This window comes from Kitasatospora sp. NPDC018058, assembly GCF_044327205.1.
Lineage (GTDB): Bacteria > Actinomycetota > Actinomycetes > Streptomycetales > Streptomycetaceae > Kitasatospora.
In genome coordinates this window covers 57,812-73,277 of record NZ_JBIRFA010000040.1, presented here as the reverse complement: position 1 = coordinate 73,277, position 15,466 = coordinate 57,812, and the positions used below count along the sequence as shown (strand labels likewise).

General features: G+C 74.4%; 14 protein-coding genes. 11 read left to right on the top strand and 3 right to left on the bottom strand.

The window, feature by feature from the left end:
• Window positions 1-266: 266 nt before the first annotated feature.
• The 9 genes from ACH4E7_RS36305 (at window position 267) to ACH4E7_RS36265 (ending at window position 11,778) form a co-directional block, all read left to right on the top strand.
• Window positions 267-1,676, top strand: a complete 1,410-nt coding sequence (locus tag ACH4E7_RS36305; protein ID WP_396253452.1) for a sensor histidine kinase — start codon at window positions 267-269, stop codon at window positions 1,674-1,676.
• Window positions 1,628-2,293 carry a LuxR C-terminal-related transcriptional regulator gene (locus ACH4E7_RS36300; RefSeq protein WP_396253451.1) on the top strand — a complete coding sequence of 222 codons (666 nt, stop codon included), beginning with the start codon at window positions 1,628-1,630 and terminating at the stop codon, window positions 2,291-2,293. The genes ACH4E7_RS36305 and ACH4E7_RS36300 overlap by 49 nt, the downstream gene beginning before the upstream one ends.
• 195 nt (window positions 2,294-2,488) lie before the next feature.
• Window positions 2,489-4,090 (top strand): DUF2637 domain-containing protein, encoded by a 1,602-nt coding sequence (locus ACH4E7_RS36295; protein WP_396253450.1) that lies wholly within the window; start codon window positions 2,489-2,491, stop codon window positions 4,088-4,090.
• Window positions 4,091-4,216: 126 nt separating this feature from the next.
• Window positions 4,217-5,506, top strand: a complete 1,290-nt coding sequence (locus tag ACH4E7_RS36290) for a DUF6986 family protein (protein WP_396253449.1) — start codon at window positions 4,217-4,219, stop codon at window positions 5,504-5,506.
• 178 nt (window positions 5,507-5,684) lie between these two features.
• Window positions 5,685-6,341, top strand: coding sequence for a YigZ family protein (locus ACH4E7_RS36285; protein ID WP_396253448.1), 657 nt, complete (start codon window positions 5,685-5,687; stop codon window positions 6,339-6,341).
• A gap of 169 nt (window positions 6,342-6,510) precedes the next feature.
• Window positions 6,511-6,825, top strand: coding sequence for a cupin domain-containing protein (locus ACH4E7_RS36280; protein ID WP_396253447.1), 315 nt, complete (start codon window positions 6,511-6,513; stop codon window positions 6,823-6,825).
• A gap of 294 nt (window positions 6,826-7,119) precedes the next feature.
• Complete coding sequence (locus ACH4E7_RS36275) at window positions 7,120-8,856, top strand: hypothetical protein (protein ID WP_396253446.1); 1,737 nt, start codon at window positions 7,120-7,122, stop codon at window positions 8,854-8,856.
• Between the two features lie 114 nt (window positions 8,857-8,970).
• Complete coding sequence (locus ACH4E7_RS36270; RefSeq protein ID WP_396253445.1) at window positions 8,971-10,716, top strand: restriction endonuclease; 1,746 nt, start codon at window positions 8,971-8,973, stop codon at window positions 10,714-10,716.
• A gap of 297 nt (window positions 10,717-11,013) precedes the next feature.
• A complete protein-coding gene (locus tag ACH4E7_RS36265) occupies window positions 11,014-11,778 on the top strand; it encodes a ZIP family metal transporter (protein ID WP_396253444.1) in 765 nt (254 codons plus the stop codon).
• Here the strand turns inward: ACH4E7_RS36265 and ACH4E7_RS36260 are convergent.
• The gene (locus ACH4E7_RS36260) at window positions 11,775-12,680 is read right to left on the bottom strand and encodes a LysR substrate-binding domain-containing protein (RefSeq protein WP_396253443.1); all 906 of its coding nucleotides are present in this window, start codon (window positions 12,678-12,680) and stop codon (window positions 11,775-11,777) included. The two genes, ACH4E7_RS36265 and ACH4E7_RS36260, sit on opposite strands and share 4 nt — an antisense overlap.
• Window positions 12,681-12,753: 73 nt before the next feature.
• Here ACH4E7_RS36260 and ACH4E7_RS36255 point away from each other — a divergent pair, with 73 nt between their 5' ends.
• Window positions 12,754-13,725, top strand: coding sequence for an EamA family transporter (locus ACH4E7_RS36255; RefSeq protein ID WP_396253442.1), 972 nt, complete (start codon window positions 12,754-12,756; stop codon window positions 13,723-13,725).
• Here ACH4E7_RS36255 and ACH4E7_RS36250 read toward each other — a convergent pair.
• Window positions 13,616-14,161: a MarR family winged helix-turn-helix transcriptional regulator gene (locus tag ACH4E7_RS36250; protein ID WP_396253441.1), complete on the bottom strand. Its 546-nt coding sequence runs from the start codon at window positions 14,159-14,161 to the stop codon at window positions 13,616-13,618. The two genes, ACH4E7_RS36255 and ACH4E7_RS36250, sit on opposite strands and share 110 nt — an antisense overlap.
• 166 nt (window positions 14,162-14,327) lie before the next feature.
• Between ACH4E7_RS36250 and ACH4E7_RS36245 the strand changes: the two genes are divergently transcribed.
• Window positions 14,328-14,660 carry a DUF2218 domain-containing protein gene (locus ACH4E7_RS36245; RefSeq protein WP_396253440.1) on the top strand — a complete coding sequence of 111 codons (333 nt, stop codon included), beginning with the start codon at window positions 14,328-14,330 and terminating at the stop codon, window positions 14,658-14,660.
• Here the strand turns inward: ACH4E7_RS36245 and ACH4E7_RS36240 are convergent.
• Window positions 14,633-15,286, bottom strand: a complete 654-nt coding sequence (locus ACH4E7_RS36240) for a phosphatase PAP2 family protein (protein ID WP_396253439.1) — start codon at window positions 15,284-15,286, stop codon at window positions 14,633-14,635. The two genes, ACH4E7_RS36245 and ACH4E7_RS36240, sit on opposite strands and share 28 nt — an antisense overlap.
• Window positions 15,287-15,466: the final 180 nt, after the last annotated feature.

Genomic DNA, 15,466 nt, shown 5'->3' with positions numbered 1-15,466 from the left:
AGCTAAGCCTCACAGCGCCGATGGTACTGCAGGGGGGACCCTGTGGGAGAGTAGGACGCCGCCGAACAATTCTTCAGAAAAGGCCCACCCGGCTTACCGGGTGGGCCTTTTCGCGTTTCCGGACTCTCCCGATCGGCAGGTGTTGCTCCGACCACCGGCAGGTAGTCCTAGGTCCACCTCGGATTTGGGGTGCCATGGCCAGTGTCCCGAGCGGGTCGTTCGTGAACACTGATGAAGGACGATCGGTACCGGCATCAGGAGCTTGCGTGACCACAGTGACTCGTACGAGCGGCACGTCCGTACGTGCGGCGACCCGGGCGGCCTTCGAGGCCGGCGGCCAGGGGCTGGCTCGGCTGGCTCAGGTGGTGCTGGCCGCGATCCCGGGGTTCGTGCTGCCGGTGGCGGCGGCCATCCTCACCGGCGTGCTGACGGCCCAGTTCCAGGAGTACTACTACGGGGTGTCCCTGGTCGCGCTCGGGGTCGGCGCGGGGGCTGGCTCGGTGGTGGCCACCGCCTACGTCCGCAAGACCGCGGACCGTACGCGCGGGTTCCTGGAGCGCTGGTACGGCATACGTCTTCCGGTGGCCTACGAGCCGCGGCCGGAGCTCGAGTTGGACGACCGCGGCCACTGGTGGACGGGGTACTCGTATCACCGCTCGCAGGTGGTCGCGAAGTATGCGCAGCTGGTCCACTGGGGCCTGCGGGACCGCACCACCCGCGCTGAGCTGGCCTGGCTGGTGGTGAATCCCGTCCTCGCCGTCGCCCTGGCCGGCCCGGTGGTCCTGCTGCTGGTGCTGGGCACGGCCTACACCCTGGCGGGGCCGGTTCCCGGGGGCGGCTACGGCCCGCTGAGCCCGCGCATGACGTCGATCCTGCTGAGCAGCGTGGTCGGCATCGGCATGATCGTCGCCGGGATACTCGTGGCACCGTTCGCGGTGCGCGGGTACGCGGAGGCGGCCCGCCGGGTGCTGGACCAGGACGGCCGGGCGACGCACGCCCAGCTGACCAAGCGGGTGGCCGAGTTGACCGAGACCCGGGCGGACGCGGTGGGCAACCAGGCGGCCGAGTTGAGGCGGATCGAGCGCGATCTGCACGACGGCGCCCAGGCTCGGCTGGTCGCGATCGGGATGACGTTGGGCACCATCGAGCACCTGATGGACACCGACCAGGCGGCCGCACGGGAGCTCCTCTCGGAGGCACGGCAGTCCTCGGCCCGGGCACTGCAGGAGCTGCGCGACCTCGTCCGCGGTATTCACCCGCCGGTGCTCGCCGAGCGCGGACTGGGCGATGCCGTCCGGGCGTTGGCGCTGGACAGCGCGTTGCCGACCGAGGTGTTCGTCAGCCTGCCGGACCGGCTGCCGGCCCCGGTGGAGGCGGCCGTCTACTTCAGCATCTGCGAGCTGCTGGCCAATGCGGCCAAGCACTCGGGGGCGGACCAGGTGTGGGTGGACATCCTGTACCGGGCCGGGTTCCTGCGGGTCACGGTGACGGACGACGGCGTGGGCGTGGCGGACCCTTCGCGGGGCACGGGCCTGCGCGGGATCGAGCGTCGATTGGGTACCTTCGACGGTGTTCTCGCCATCGACAGCACGTCGGGCGGTCCGACCACCATCACCTTGGAGTTGCCGTGCGAGTTGTCCTCGCCGAGGACCTCTACCTCCTTCGCGAAGGCCTGATCCGTCTGCTGGAAGCGCACGGTTTCACCATCGCGGCTGCTGTGGAGACCGGCCCCGAACTGCTGGAGGCGCTGCTGACCCACCGCCCGGACGTCGCCGTGGTCGACGTCCGGCTGCCCCCGACGCTCACCGACGAGGGACTGCAGGCCGCGCTCCAGGCCCGCCGGGAGATTCGGGGCCTGCCGGTGCTGGTGCTGTCCCAGCACGTCCAGCAGCTGTACGCGCGGGAGTTGCTGGCCGACGGCACGGGCGGGATCGGCTACCTGTTGAAGGACCGGGTGTTCAACGCCGGGCAGTTCATCGACGCGGTCCGCCGGGTGGCGGCGGGCGGGACGGCGATGGACCCGGACGTGATCGCCAAGCTGATGCAGACCACCTCGCGCCGACCCGGTCCGCTGCTCGGGCTGTCCCCGCGCGAGCGCGAGGTGCTGGAGCTGATGGCCGAGGGCTGTTCCAACTCGGCGATCGCCGCCCGGCTCTCGGTGAGCGACGGCGCCGTGGCCAAGCACATCGCCAACATCTTCAGCAAGCTCGAGCTCGCCCCGGACGAGGACGCCAACCGCCGGGTGATGGCCGTGCTTGCCTACCTCAACGGCACGGCGGGGCAGAGCCACTGACGGTCCGCCCGACCCCGGCGGGCGGGGTGCTCCACACTGTGACACTCCAGCCTGCGGAAACGCTGAAACACGCGTACGAGTAAACTCCGATGGGCCGAGCCCGGAGGTTGCTCAGCCGTCCGGCATCCCGACTGGCGGGACCCGGCAGCCGAGGCGCGTACGCCAGCGGCCGACATCCAGGGGTTGATAGACGTAATGGCACGCCCAACGCTCACCAAGGCCCATCGCGGCCTGCTCGGCCTGGTCGCGGCCGGTGCCTGCATCATCTCGGGCATCGGTTTCGCGGGCTCGTACAACGCGGTGCGCGAGCTGGCCCAGGAGAAAGGTTTCGGTGCCTTCTCCTATGCCTTCCCGATCGGCGTCGACGCGGGCATCGTCGTGCTCCTCGCCCTCGACCTGGTGCTGACCTGGCTGCGGATCCCCTTCCCGATGCTGCGTCAGACGGCCTGGCTGCTGACCGTCGCCACCATCGCCTTCAACGCGGCCGCCTCCTGGGGCGACCCGCTCGGCATGGGGATGCACGCCGTCATCCCGGTGCTGTTCGTCGTCGTGGTCGAGGCCTCCCGGCACGCGGTCGGCCGGATCGCGGCGATCACGGCGGACCGCCACATGGAGTCGGTCCGGGTGATGCGCTGGCTGCTCTCCCCGGTGCCGACCTTCCGGCTCTGGCGGCGGATGAAGCTCTGGGAGCTCCGCTCCTACGAGGAGGTCATCAGGCTGGAGCAGAACCGTCTGGTCTACCGCGCGCAGCTGCGCTTCCGGTACGGCCGCGGCTGGCGCCGCTCGGCGCCGATCCAGGCGCTGCTGCCGCTCAAGCTCGCCAAGTTCGGCGTTCCGCTGGACCCGTCGCTGCTCGACCGGCTGGACGAGGAGGCCCGCGAGCGCGAGGCCAAGGAGGTCCGGGCGGAGAAGGAGGCCAAGGAGCTCGAACTCCAGCTCCAGCAGAGCCGCGCGGCCGCGGCGATCGCCCCGGCGGTCCGCGCCGTCGGCACCCCGGCTCCGGCCCCCGCCGCCACCGCAGGCCCGCAGCAGGGACCCCAGCACCCACAGCGGGCCCAGCATCCTCAGCCCGAACCGGCTCAGGCTCAGGCCCAGGCCCAGCCACAGTCCCAGCCGCAGGCCTCCGCCGAGGTCCAGGCCCCCGCGCCTGCCGCGCCGATGTCGCCCGAGGTCGCCGCGCCGATGCTGGCCAAGCTGCACGCCGTCCGGCTGCGTGCCGCCCAGGAGCCGGGGGAGGCGGCCGAGGCCGCCCCGCAGCCGCGCGCCGAGGAGCTGAACGTCTGGACCGAGCGCCCGGTCCGCACCACCGGCCATTCGGCCGACCCCGCCCCGGGCGGGCGGGTGCCCGGCCAGGCCTCGCCGTGGTTCAAGCCGCCGCGCCCGGTCGCCGAGGAGCCCGTGCCCGCCCCGGCGCCCCGGCCGCAGGCCCAGCGTCCGGCCGCCCCGCAGCCCGAGCCGACCGTGGAGCCGCAGTCGGCCCCGGCCGCCGCCCAGCACACGCAGGCCGAGCGGTCGACCCAGCCCGAGCAGCCCGCTGCGGCCGAGGAGCCTGTCCAAGCCGAGCAGCCCGAACACCGCCCGGCGGCCGCGCCCCTCGACCAGGACACCGCCTACGACGCGCTGGTCTCGTACATGGACAACCACGGCCACCAGCCTGACCCGCAGCGCCTCGCCGCCTGGCTGACCAGCGAGTACGGCATCACCGGCAAGGGGCCGGACGGCTCGGTCCACCCCAAGGAGGTCGCCGAGCTCTACCCGCTGCTGCGCGACCGTTACGCCGCCGCCGGGAGGGACTGAGCCCGCGCCGACACGGCCCGTCCACCGCTCGGTCGACCATTGACGCCCGACCCCGCCGGAGCTACCTTCGCCTCAACAAATTGTTGAAGCGAAGGTTCGGCATGGATTCGGCATGGAGGAGTGCGGATGTCGCAGGTCGAGGTCGACGGAACCGGGCCGACGGGTGGGGCCTCCTTCTCCGCCGCCGCCCGCGCCGCCGTGGAGACGCTGCTCGCCCCGGTGGACGCCGATCTGGCGCGCCGCTACCCGGGTGACCCCGGCACCCGGCAGCCGGTGCACACCGTCTACGTCCCGGCCGACGCCTTCGGTGCCGACACCGTACGGGACTGGGGCCGCCAGGCCCTGGAGGCCTTCGACACCCACGCAGGCACCCCCGTCGAGCTGGCCCGCGCCCTCGGCGTCGCCGACGACGAACTGCTCGCCGACGTGCACGCCCGGGTCCGCGCCAAGCTGCGGCGCGAGCCGATCGAGGACCTGCGGATCGACTTCGAGGACGGCTACGGCCCCCGCCCGGACGTCGAGGAGGACGCCGCCGCCGTGCGCGCCGCCGAACTGGTCGCCGCCGCGGTGGCCGAGGGCAGCGCGCCGCCGTACATCGGCATCCGGGTCAAGTGCATGGAGGCGCCCGTACGCGCCCGCGGCATCCGCACCCTGGAGCTCTTCCTCGTCACCCTGCTGGCGAACGGCGGGCTGCCGGACGGCCTGGTGCTGACGCTCCCCAAAGTCACCTACGCCGAGCAGGTCACCGCCCTGGTCCGGCTGCTGGAGGACTTCGAGCGTCGTGCCGGGCTGGCGGCCGGCCGGATCGGCTTCGAGATCCAGATCGAGACCACCCAGGCCGTCCTCGGCCCGGACGGCCGGGCCACCGTCGCCCTGATGATCGAGGCCGCCGAGGGCCGCGCCACCGGCCTGCACTACGGCACCTTCGACTACAGCGCCTCCTGCGGGGTCAGCGCGGCCCACCAGAGCATGGACCACCCGGTCGCCGACCACGCCAAGGCGGTCATGCAGGTGGCCGCGGCCGGTACCGGGGTCCGGCTCTCCGACGGCTCGACCAACGTCATCCCCACCGGCTCCACCGAGCAGGTGCACGCCGCCTGGAAGCTCCACCACGACCTGGTCCGCCGCTCGCTGGCCCGCGCCTACTACCAGGGCTGGGACATGCACCCGGCGCACCTGCCGACCCGCTACGTCGCGGTGTACTCCTTCTACCGCGAGGGCCTGGCGGCCGCCGCCGCCCGGCTGGCCGCGTACGTCGCCAAGACGGGCGGGGACGTGATGGACGAGCCGGCCACCGCCCGGGCGCTCAGCGGCTACCTGCTGCGCGGCCTGGACTGCGGCGCCGTCGACCCGGCCGAGGTCACCGCGTTGACCGGCCTCGACCGCGCGCAGCTGGACGCCCTGGCCGGCCGCTGACCCTCGGGCCGCTGACCCTTAGGCCACTGACCCGCCGGCCACTGACCCACTGACCCACTGGCTACTGGCCACTGACCGCCGACCCGCCGGCCGCGCGCCAACTAGGCTGGCGGTGCCGCCCCGGACATCCGGGGTGCGCGCCGTCAGCCGTCGCCGTTCCCGGGAGAACCACCGCGCCATGTCCGCCACGCCGGAACCGACCGCCAGGCCGTACCTCACCATCCGGCGGGCCGGCAGCCACGAGATCGAGATCAAGAAGTCCCGCTTCATCTGCCACCTGGCCCGGGTCGCCGACGAGGACGAGGCGCAGGCCTTCATCGCCGGCATCCGCAAGCAGTACTGGGACGCCCGGCACAACTGCACCGCCTTCGTGGTCGGCGACGAGCAGCGCCGCGAGCGCTCCAACGACGACGGCGAGCCCGGCGGCACGGCCGGGGTGCCGATGCTGGAGGTGCTGCGTCGGCGCGGCCTGACCGACACCGTCGCCGTGGTGACCAGGTACTTCGGCGGGATCAAGCTCGGAGCCGGCGGCCTGGTGCGGGCGTACGGGAACGCGGTGTCGGAGGCGGTCGACGAGATCGGCCTGCTGGAGCGGCGGCCGGTGGCGCTGCTCGCGGTGACGGCGGACCACGTGCGCGCCGGGCGGGTGGAGAACGACCTGCGGGCCGCCGGGTACGCGGTGAGCGACCTCGCCTACGAGGCCGCCGGGGTGCGGATCGAGGTGGGCGTGCCGGAGCCGGAAGTGGCCGGTTTCCACACCTGGCTGGCCGAGGCGACCGGCGGTACCTCGGTGGCGGTCCCGGCCGGCCGAACCTACGTCGAGGTGCCGGTCTGACCCATGGCTCCCGCGGGTCCCACAGGTCCCGCAGGTCCCACGGATCCCGGGGATCCCATCGGGTGCACTGCCTTCCGGACACATATTCGGCCAGATCGCGCCTGGTCCGTTTCGGTGCGCGGAGGGCCTGCCTAGCCTGATCCGGCCGTCGATCAGGAAGCTGCCCCCGATGCCCCTCGTCCGGACCATCACCCTGCCCCCGGGCGCCGGCACCGGCTGGCACTACCACCCGGGTCGGGTCGAGGTGGTGGTGCTCTCCGGGACGCTGACCCGCACCCTGTACGACGGGCGGGTCGAGGTCAGCCGGGCCGGGGACTCGCTGGTCGAGGAGGCCGGACCGGTCCACATCCACGAGGGCCGCAACTTCGGCACCGAACCCGTGGTACTGATCGCGAGCTACGCCGCCCCCGGGGGTCGCCCGCTGGCCGTACCGGTCGCGGAGCCCGCCTGGAGCCGCAGCGGCGCCGGAACCGCCGAGGCCTGAGGCCGCCCCGGATGGTCCTTCCCCCGTCGCCTTCCGTAGCCGAGCAGTCGCGCCACGCGGAAGACGGCTTGAGTAGATTCACTCGAACGTAGTGTCGCGCCCCGGAGTTGGAACTTCCGCTCCGGGCCGTGGCGTTTCCTGGGCAAGGATCCGGCCGAACCGGACGAAAACCATCGATGGAGGACACCAGACCCCACCCCGCACCACGGAGGTATGCGCATGACTTCAGACCGCTCGCCGTCGCCCGCCGGTGCCGACCTACCCGGCCCCCGCAGCCCAGCGATGCCCTACCGGATGACTGTCACCACCGCGCTTCCGCACGCCGAGGCCGTCGCCCTGGCCGACGAACAGCTCGCCTCCTGGCTGAAGCAGGAGGGCTGCGAGGAACCCCCACCGGCCCTCCGCGCCCCCGGCGGGCAGGACTCCGACGGAAGGCCCCCCACCGGGACACCCCTCGCCGCCGAGCGCCTCCGCCTGGGCGACCGCGTCCTGCTGGACCGGGACCACGGCCCGCTGCGCGGCCCGTCGGGCGCCGGCCGCTACGACCGCCGCCGCCTGCGCACCCCGGCCCCGCACGGCACCCGGCAGCTCACCCTCACCGTCGCCACCGGTGCAGAGGGCTGCACCTGGTTCCGGCTGGAGGCCGAGACCCACAGCACCGGCAGCGGTGTCCGCACCCCCTGTCGGGTGCCGGTGCCCGAACTCGCCCGCACCCTGCTCCCGCTGCTCGACGCCACCGACGGCCCGGCCGCCGTCCACCCCGCGCCCCGGGTGATCACGGCCGACGAGGTCGACGGCCTGATCGACGAGCTGTGCGACCCGGAGCGCCGACTGCCCACCGTGGTCGCCAGCGTGCCGGTGAACCTCCCGCTCGACCACTGGGTCGAGGACGTCGTCCGTCCGCTCTGCCAGCAGCTGCCCGGCCTCGCCACCGCCTACGTACTGGACCCCGGCGCCCGCACCGGCTTCAACGTCGCGCTGGAGTACCACACCGTGTACGGCGGGGCGGTGCGCACCTACCTGCCCGAGGTCGACCCGGCCTCCCGGCAGGACGGCGTCCGACATCCGGTACTCGCCCGGGGCCGAATAGAACAGGATCTCCGCCGCGCCGCCGGCCTGCTCGCCCGCGAGCCGCGCCGCCTGGCCGCCGACCAGCCGTCGCCGCCGCCGCTCGCGGCCGTCCCTGTGCTGCGGGTCCCGTCGCCGCAGCTCCGCTCGGCCGCCCGGCAGTCCATGGCCGCGTCGGCCGACGCGACCGCCTATGTCACCGCCGACACGGCTGCCGACACGGCCGCCGAACTGGCCGCGCTCGCCCGCGAGGAGCAGCAGGACCGCGCCGAGCAGCAGGCCAGGGCCGACGAGCTGGAGCGGGTCCGGCACACCCTGCGCCTGGAGCGGCGCGACCGCGGCCAGCCCCGGGACGGCCACGAGGGCCGCCTCCGCACCGGCGCCCGCGGCCTGACCGGCCGCCACTGCACCACCCCGGGCGCCGGCCCGGCCGTCGGCCGCCGCCCCTCCGCCCAGCCCGCCGGGCGGATCGGCAAGCCCGAGACCTTCACCGAACTCATGGCCAGGCTCGGCGAGTTCCCGCTGCTCACCTTCACCGGCGACCAGAAGTCCGCGCTCGCCCTGGACGGCCTCCAGTGCGCCGGTGCCGGCTGGGCCCGACTCGCCTGGGACGGTCTGACGGCCCTGCAGGAGTACGCCGAGGCGGCCGTGCGCGGCGCGGCCGGCGGGGACTTCAAACAGTGGTGCGAGCACACCCCGGACGGTTGCCACCGCTTCCCGCCCCGCAAGGCGGTGCGCGGGGAGTCCCGGACGGTTTTCAGCCACACCAAGTGGAAACGTGAGCGGATGCTGCCGGTCCCGGAATGCGTGGACGCCTCCCGGCGCGCGTTCATGGGCGCGCACCTGCGGATCGGCGGCGGCCGCACCGCGCCCCGGCTGCACTACCTGGACGACTGCTCCGGCAGTGGCCGGATCTACGTCGGTTACATCGGCCTGCACCTCACCAACACCCGGACCAACTGACCGGCTTGGCTGACCGCTGCGCCCGTTCGGTGGACAATGTCCGGCAGGGGCGGGGCCGAGGGCCGGTCGGCCGCCCCGGGCAGGCGCCGGACGAGCATGGGGGAACGACGACCGATGCAGTACTCAGCAGACGGCCAGTCCGACGGCGCCGCCACCGCCCAGTTCCCCCAACCGGGCTTCCTCGCTTCGGTCTTCCGCGACCTCGGCGCCGACCAGGGCCCGGAGTCGGGCGACGCCGCCTCCCCGCCCGGGCCCGGCCGTCCGGGCGGGGAGACGGCAGGTGAGGGTCCGTCCGTCCCCGGTCGGCCAACCGGTACTCCGGCCGGCGATCCGGGCGGCGGCCCGTCCGCCTCCGGCTCCGCCGACCCCGGCTCCGCCGACCCCAGCTCCTCCGACCCCGGGGACGGAGTCGCCGCGCACGGCCGGGCCGCCGCCCTGACCCACCACCGCACGCTCACCGTCCAGGCCGAGCACGACCGGCTGACCGACCTGCTGCGGCGGGCCGCGCTACCCGTCTCGGCCATGGACTTCGAGAGCCAGCTGCGCCACTACGAACCCCGCCCCTACCCGGCCGACGGTCCGACGGTCCTCGACGAGCCCGAGCCCCGCTGGGAGGACTTCGCCCCTGCCGAGCCGACCGCGGCCGACCCGGAGAGCGGTCCGTCCCGCCGCCTGCTCGACTCCGGCTACCAGCGTGAACTGGCCCAGGCCCGGCTGACGCACCAGCGCACCCTGCGCGAGTGGCGCACCCGCCAGGCCGAGGCCGGCCGCCCGGCCGCCGACGAGTCCCGGCGCGCCCACGAGGCGGCCGAGGAGGCCCGCGCCCGCGCCGTGCGCGAGTACAACGAGAGCCTGGAGGAGTGCCGGCGCGCCTACCGGCTGGCCGAGCCGGCCGCCGTGGAGTCGCTGCTGGAGCGGGCCCTGGCCGCCGCCGAGACCGCCACCCAGGACCTCCCCGCCCCCTGTCGGGCGGTCTTCCGCCCGCTAACCCGCACCGCCGTGCTGGACCTCGACCTGCCCCCGCTCGACCTGGTGCCCTCGCTCAGCGGCTACCGGCTCGCCCCCGACGGAGACATCGTCCCGGTGCCGCGCCCGCCCGCGGACCGGGCCACCGACTACCTGCGGCTGGTCGCCCGGCTCGCCCTTCGCGCCCTGCAGGCCGCCGACGCCGTCGACACCGACGAGATACTCGCCGGCGTCGTCCTCAACGGCTGGCTGCGCGAGCCCGGTGCGACCGAGCCGCTCTGCCTGCTCAGTGTGGACGCCGACCGCGACGCGCTGGCCCGCACCCGGCTGCTGCCGCCGGGGACCCCTTACGAGGAGCGCGACGACGAGGGCGTCTACGCCGACGCGGAGCAGGACGAGGCCCTGGTCCGGTTGCGCCAGCTCGGCGCTGCCGTCACCCCGGATCCGTACGCCCGGACGGTCGTCCAGCCGGCCGCCCGGGCGGGCGCCACCGTCCCGGCCGCGCCTGACCTGTCCGCCAATGAGTTCGCCCAGCTGGTGCGCGACCTGCTCACCCGGGGCGGGTTGGCCGAGTGGAGCGTCCGGCTGCGCGGCCCGGCCGGGCTGGTCGCCACCGGCGAGGGATCCCCCGGCAGCGCGCTGCCCGGCCGCTGGGTGGTCTGGGCCTCCCGGGATGCCACGCCGGTGACCGCCGAGCAGATCTCGACCCTGGCCGAGGCCGTCACCGAGGAGTCCGCCGAGCGTGGCCTGCGGCTGACCACCGGCCGCTTCACCGACGAGGCCCTGAACCTCACCGCTGCGGAGAGCCACCGGCACATCCACCTGATCGACGGCGACGGCGTCCGCGAACTCGCCCGCACCCATCTCGGTCTGCCGCTCGCCGCCGGCCTCTGAGCGGCCGGACGGACCTGACGGGCGCAGCAGACCGGACAGGCCTGACGGACCCGGCCTCGGAGTTCACTCCGACGGCCCACCCGGCGGGCGCCCGGTCGGCCCCGGACCGAGGCTGAGGACCGGACCCCGCCGGCCCCGGCACCCCCCCCCGGGCGATAACCCTCGAACGGCCGTCCGGTACGGTCGGCGGTCGGCCCGGCCACGGGCGGACCCCAGGGGGAGAGGAATGGGCAGAGCGCTCGGCAGTTCACACGGCGGCACCGGCCATTCGGCGGACCCGGCGCGGGAGGCGGCCCGATGACCGCCGTCCTGGTCGCCGCCGGGGCGTTCCTGATGACGCTGATCGGCGGCTTCGTCGCCCAGCGCACCGGCGACCGCCGCCACTTGGTACTCGGTTTCGCGGCCGGCCTGATGCTCGGCGTGGTCGCCTTCGACCTGCTGCCCGAGGCCATCCACCAGGCGCCGGCCGAGGTGCACGGTGTGCCGCAGGCACTGCTGATGTTCGCGGTCGGCTTCCTCACCATCCACGTGGTCGAGCGCGCGGTCGCCATCCACCGCGGCCACGAGGGCGAGTACGCCGAGCACACCCACGGCCACCACCACGCCCACGCCCACCACGCCGGGGCCCAGGGCATCGGGCTGACCGCCGCGCTGGCCCTGGTCGGGCACAGCGTGATGGACGGCTTCGCGATCGGCGCCGCCTTCCAGGCCGGGACCACGGTCGGCACGGTGGTGGCCATCGCGGTGGTCGCGCACGACTTCGCCGACGGCTTCAACACGTACACGATCACCCGGTTGTACGGGAACAACCGGCGCCGGGCGCTGACCCTGCTCGCGGCCGACGCGCTGGCCCCGGTCTCCGGTGCCGCGATCACCCTGGCCTTCACCATCCCGGAGCACCTGCTCGGCCTCTACCTGGGCTTCTTCTCCGGCTTCCTGCTCTACCTGGCCACCTCCGACATCCTCCCGGAGGCGCACAGCCCGCACCCCTCGCGCAGCACCCTGCTGTGCACCGTCGCCGGGGTCGGCTTCATGTGGCTGGTCATCGGCTTCGCCGGCTAAGCCGGAAGGGAGCTCCAGCACTCCCGCATCGCCGCCAGCGCCTCGGTGATCGCCGGCCGCCGGGAGGCCTGGACCCGCCAGAGCGCGAACACCCGTCGGCTCGGCTGCGAGGCCACCGGGCGGGCTGCCACCCCGGGCGGCAGCGGGCCACGGCCGAGCCGGGGCACCACGGCCATCCCCAGACCGGCCGCGACCAGCGCGATCTGGGTCTCGAAATCGCCGACCTGGTAGTGCACGTCCGGTTCCTCGCCGGCCTCGCGCAGGGTGCGGACCAGCCAGTCGTGGCAGATGTTGCCCGGTGGCACGCTGATCCAGCGCTGCCCGCACAGCCGCTCCACCGGTACCGCGTCCAGCGCCGCCAGATCGTCCCCGTCCGGCAGCAGCAGATCCACCGGGTCCGTCCCGAGATCCAGCCGGGCCAGCCCCTCCTGCACCGGCAGCGGCACGCTCGGCCAGTCCTGCACCAGCGCCAGGTCCACCTCGCCCCGGGCCACCAGCTCCGCCGCCGGGTACGGGTCGCTCTCCAGCAGCCGTACGTCCAGCTCCGGGCAGCGCCGCCGCAACTCGGCCAGCACCCCGGGCATCAGCCCGCGCGCGCCGGTCGCGAAGGCGGCGACCAGCAGCCGCCCGACCGCGCGGCCGCGCTGCTCCTCCAACCGCACTTCGGCCTGTTCCACCAGCCCGAGCACCGCCTGAGCGGTGGCGGCCAGCTCGCGCGCCGCGTCGGTCAGCACCACGCCCCGGCCCTGCTTCTCCAGCAGTACCGTCCGGGTCTCCCGCTCCAGCTTGGCGATCTGCTGCGAGACCGCCGAGGGCGTGAACCCGAGCGCGGCGGCCGCCCCGCCGACCGAACCGTGCACCGCCACCGCGTGCAGCGCCCGCAGACGCCCCAGATCCATCATGCAGCGATCCTAAAGTGTTTCCTTCAGAACTCATCGCTGGTGCTACACGTTCCAGAGCCGCCATGCTCGACCCATGACCGCAGCACCCGCCGTCCGGAACGGCATGCCTCCCCGCCACATCGCCCTGGCCGTCCTGGTGGCCGCCGTGTGGGGCCTCAACTTCGTCCTCATCCACGTCGGTCTGGACAGCTTCCCGCCGCTGCTCTTCTGCGCCCTGCGGTTCGCCGTGGTCGCCGTGCCCGCGGTCTTCTTCGTCGGCCCGCCCAAGGTGGCCTGGCGCTGGGTGCTGGCGGTCGGCCTGGTCCTCGGGGTGGTCAAGTTCGGATTGCTCTTCCTGGGCATGCACGCCGGGATGCCGGCCGGCCTCTCCTCCCTGGTGCTTCAGGGCCAGGCCGGCTTCACCGCCCTGTTCGCGGCCGCCCTGCTGCGTGAGCGCCCGGGCGGGCAGCGGCTGCTCGGCCTGGCGATCGCCTTCGCGGGCATCGCGTTGAGCGCGTTCGACCAGGGCCTCGGCGGCCCGCTCGGCGCCTTCGTCCTGGTGGTGCTGGCCGCCGTCGCCTGGGGCCTGTCCAACGTGCTGACCCGCAAGGCCGCCCCGCCGGACGCGCTGCGCTGGATGGTCTGGGTCAGCGCCGTCCCGCCGCTGCCGCTGCTGGGCCTGTCCCTGCTGGTCGAGGGCCCGGACGCCGATCTGCGCGCGCTGCGCGGGATCACCCTCGGCGGGCTCGGTGCGATCGGCTACGTCGGGCTGGTGTCCACCCTGTTCGGCTTCGTCGCCTGGAGCTACCTGCTGCGCAGCCACGACGCCACGGCCGTCGCGCCCTACTCGCTGTTGGTGCCGGTGTTCGGGATGTCCTCGGCCTGGCTGCTGCTCGGCGAGCGGATCACCCCGCAGGCCGGTGCGGCCGCACTGCTGGTGATCGCCGGGATCGGGATCACCGCGCTGCGCCCGGGTCTGCCGAGCGCCGTGGCGGCCCGGCTGCGAGGAAGCGGGCCTCGGCGGAGCGCAGCACTCGCAGCAGCACCTCCTCGTCCTCGGGGCTGACCTCACCGAAGTACTCCTGCGCCACCTCGTCCCGGACCTGCACGATCCGCTCCACCGCCGCGCGGCCGGCCTCGGTCAGCAGCAGCCGTACGGCCCGCCGGTCGGCCGGGTCGGGGCTGCGCTCGACCAGTCCGGCCTCCTGCAGGGCGTCGACCACGGTGGTGGCCGAGCGCGGGGCGATGTGCAGCTTCTCGGCGAGGTCGCTCAGCCGCATCGCGTGATCCGGGGTGTCGCAGCCGGGCGCGTGGGCGAGCGTGCGCAGCGCCCGGGCCTGGCCCGGGGTGATGCCGTAGGGCTCCAGCCGCCAGCCGGTCTGGCGGCGGATCCGCTTGATCGCCCTGGTCATCGCGTCCGCCAGCTCGGCCGCGCTGCCCGGGGCGTCCGGTCCCGGGCCGGGGGAGGGGCCCGCCGGGTCGTCGGTCGGCGTGGTGGTCATCGGCGGTCTCCTCGGCTGGCGTCCGGCCAAGCGTATCGGCCGGTCGGAGGCCTGCGGTGGGGTAGCGGAAGGCGATCGGGGAATTATGTTGAGCTTAGCTCAGCATCTGCGCTAGCGTAGCTCCAGTGAGGGGACCCTAAGTTCCCTCCCCGACCTTGGAGTGCCCATGCCCGTTTCCACCGCCCGCGTCGCCACCGACCGCCCCGCCCGCTACGCCAAGCAGCTCGCCGCCCACATGAGCCGCAAGATCGAGACGTCCTTCTCCCCGGAGACCGGCCGCGGCAGCCTCGTCTTCACCGCCGGCACCGCCACCCTGGAGGCCCAGCCGGACGCGCTGCTGCTGACCGTCGAGGGCGAGCGCGAGAACCTGCCCGGCCTGGAGGACGTGGTCGGCCGCCACCTCGTCCGCTTCGGCGCCCGTGACGAACTCGTCGTCGAATGGCACCGCGACAACGGCGAGGCCGGCCTCGTTCACCGCAACGAGGAGTCCGAGGCCTGAGGCCTCCGGGTGCCCGGCCGGGGCAGCCACCGGTCGAGCGCCCACAGCACCAGGACGGCCAGGCACCAGCTGGCCACCACGTCCAGCGCCCAGTGGAAGTCGCTCCACACCAGCCCCGCGCCCACCCCGAGCGCCAGCAGCACCGCCCCCGCCGTCAGCCCCCGGGCCGCCCGCGGGTCGGCCACCCGGGCCAGCAGCAAGGCCGCCACCCCGTACGAGAGCGTCGCGGTCGCGGTGTGCCCGGACGGGTACCAGCCCCACTGCTCCGGCGTCAGCGGATCCCCGAGCGGCCCCGGCCGGGCGAACGCCGCCTTCGCCGGGACCACCAGCAGCGGGATCAACCCCGAGGCCAGCACCGCCACCGGCAGCGGCACCCACCAGCGCGCCGCCCCCGCCCGACGCCACCACCAGGCGGCCAGCGCCCCGGCCGCCAGCAGCACCGGGACGGCGGGGACGGCGCTGCCCAGGTCGGACAACAGGTGGCCGAGGGGGTCGAGCAGCGAGTTCGGGTGGGCCGCCCGCACCGCCCGGCGGGCCAAGTGGTCCAGCCCCAGCAGCGGCCCGTCCACCGCCACCTGCCAGGACACCAGCAGCAGCACGACCGCCGCCACCACCGGCACCGCCACCGACCGCGCCGCCCGGCCCAGGACGGCGGACAGCCGCCCCGGAGCAGGGGGGAGAGCTCCGGGGCGGCTCTGAGGATCGCCGTTCCGTGCGCCCCGGGGGGTGTGGGTCGGACGGTCGGTCGATCGGCCTTCGGTATGCGCCGCCCCTCGCGGGGCGGCCTGGTTGTCCTCGCGGCGCCT

Coding starts and splice junctions, on each gene's coding strand:
- ACH4E7_RS36295 (WP_396253450.1), top strand. CDS start 2,489: ATGGCACGCCCAACGCTCACCAAGGCCCATCGCGGCCTGCTCGGCCTG.
- ACH4E7_RS36290 (WP_396253449.1), top strand. CDS start 4,217: ATGTCGCAGGTCGAGGTCGACGGAACCGGGCCGACGGGTGGGGCCTCC.
- ACH4E7_RS36285 (WP_396253448.1), top strand. CDS start 5,685: ATGTCCGCCACGCCGGAACCGACCGCCAGGCCGTACCTCACCATCCGG.
- ACH4E7_RS36280 (WP_396253447.1), top strand. CDS start 6,511: ATGCCCCTCGTCCGGACCATCACCCTGCCCCCGGGCGCCGGCACCGGC.
- ACH4E7_RS36275 (WP_396253446.1), top strand. CDS start 7,120: ATGACTGTCACCACCGCGCTTCCGCACGCCGAGGCCGTCGCCCTGGCC.
- ACH4E7_RS36270 (WP_396253445.1), top strand. CDS start 8,971: ATGCAGTACTCAGCAGACGGCCAGTCCGACGGCGCCGCCACCGCCCAG.
- ACH4E7_RS36265 (WP_396253444.1), top strand. CDS start 11,014: ATGACCGCCGTCCTGGTCGCCGCCGGGGCGTTCCTGATGACGCTGATC.
- ACH4E7_RS36260 (WP_396253443.1), bottom strand. CDS start 12,680: ATGATGGATCTGGGGCGTCTGCGGGCGCTGCACGCGGTGGCGGTGCAC.
- ACH4E7_RS36255 (WP_396253442.1), top strand. CDS start 12,754: ATGACCGCAGCACCCGCCGTCCGGAACGGCATGCCTCCCCGCCACATC.
- ACH4E7_RS36250 (WP_396253441.1), bottom strand. CDS start 14,161: ATGACCACCACGCCGACCGACGACCCGGCGGGCCCCTCCCCCGGCCCG.
- ACH4E7_RS36245 (WP_396253440.1), top strand. CDS start 14,328: ATGCCCGTTTCCACCGCCCGCGTCGCCACCGACCGCCCCGCCCGCTAC.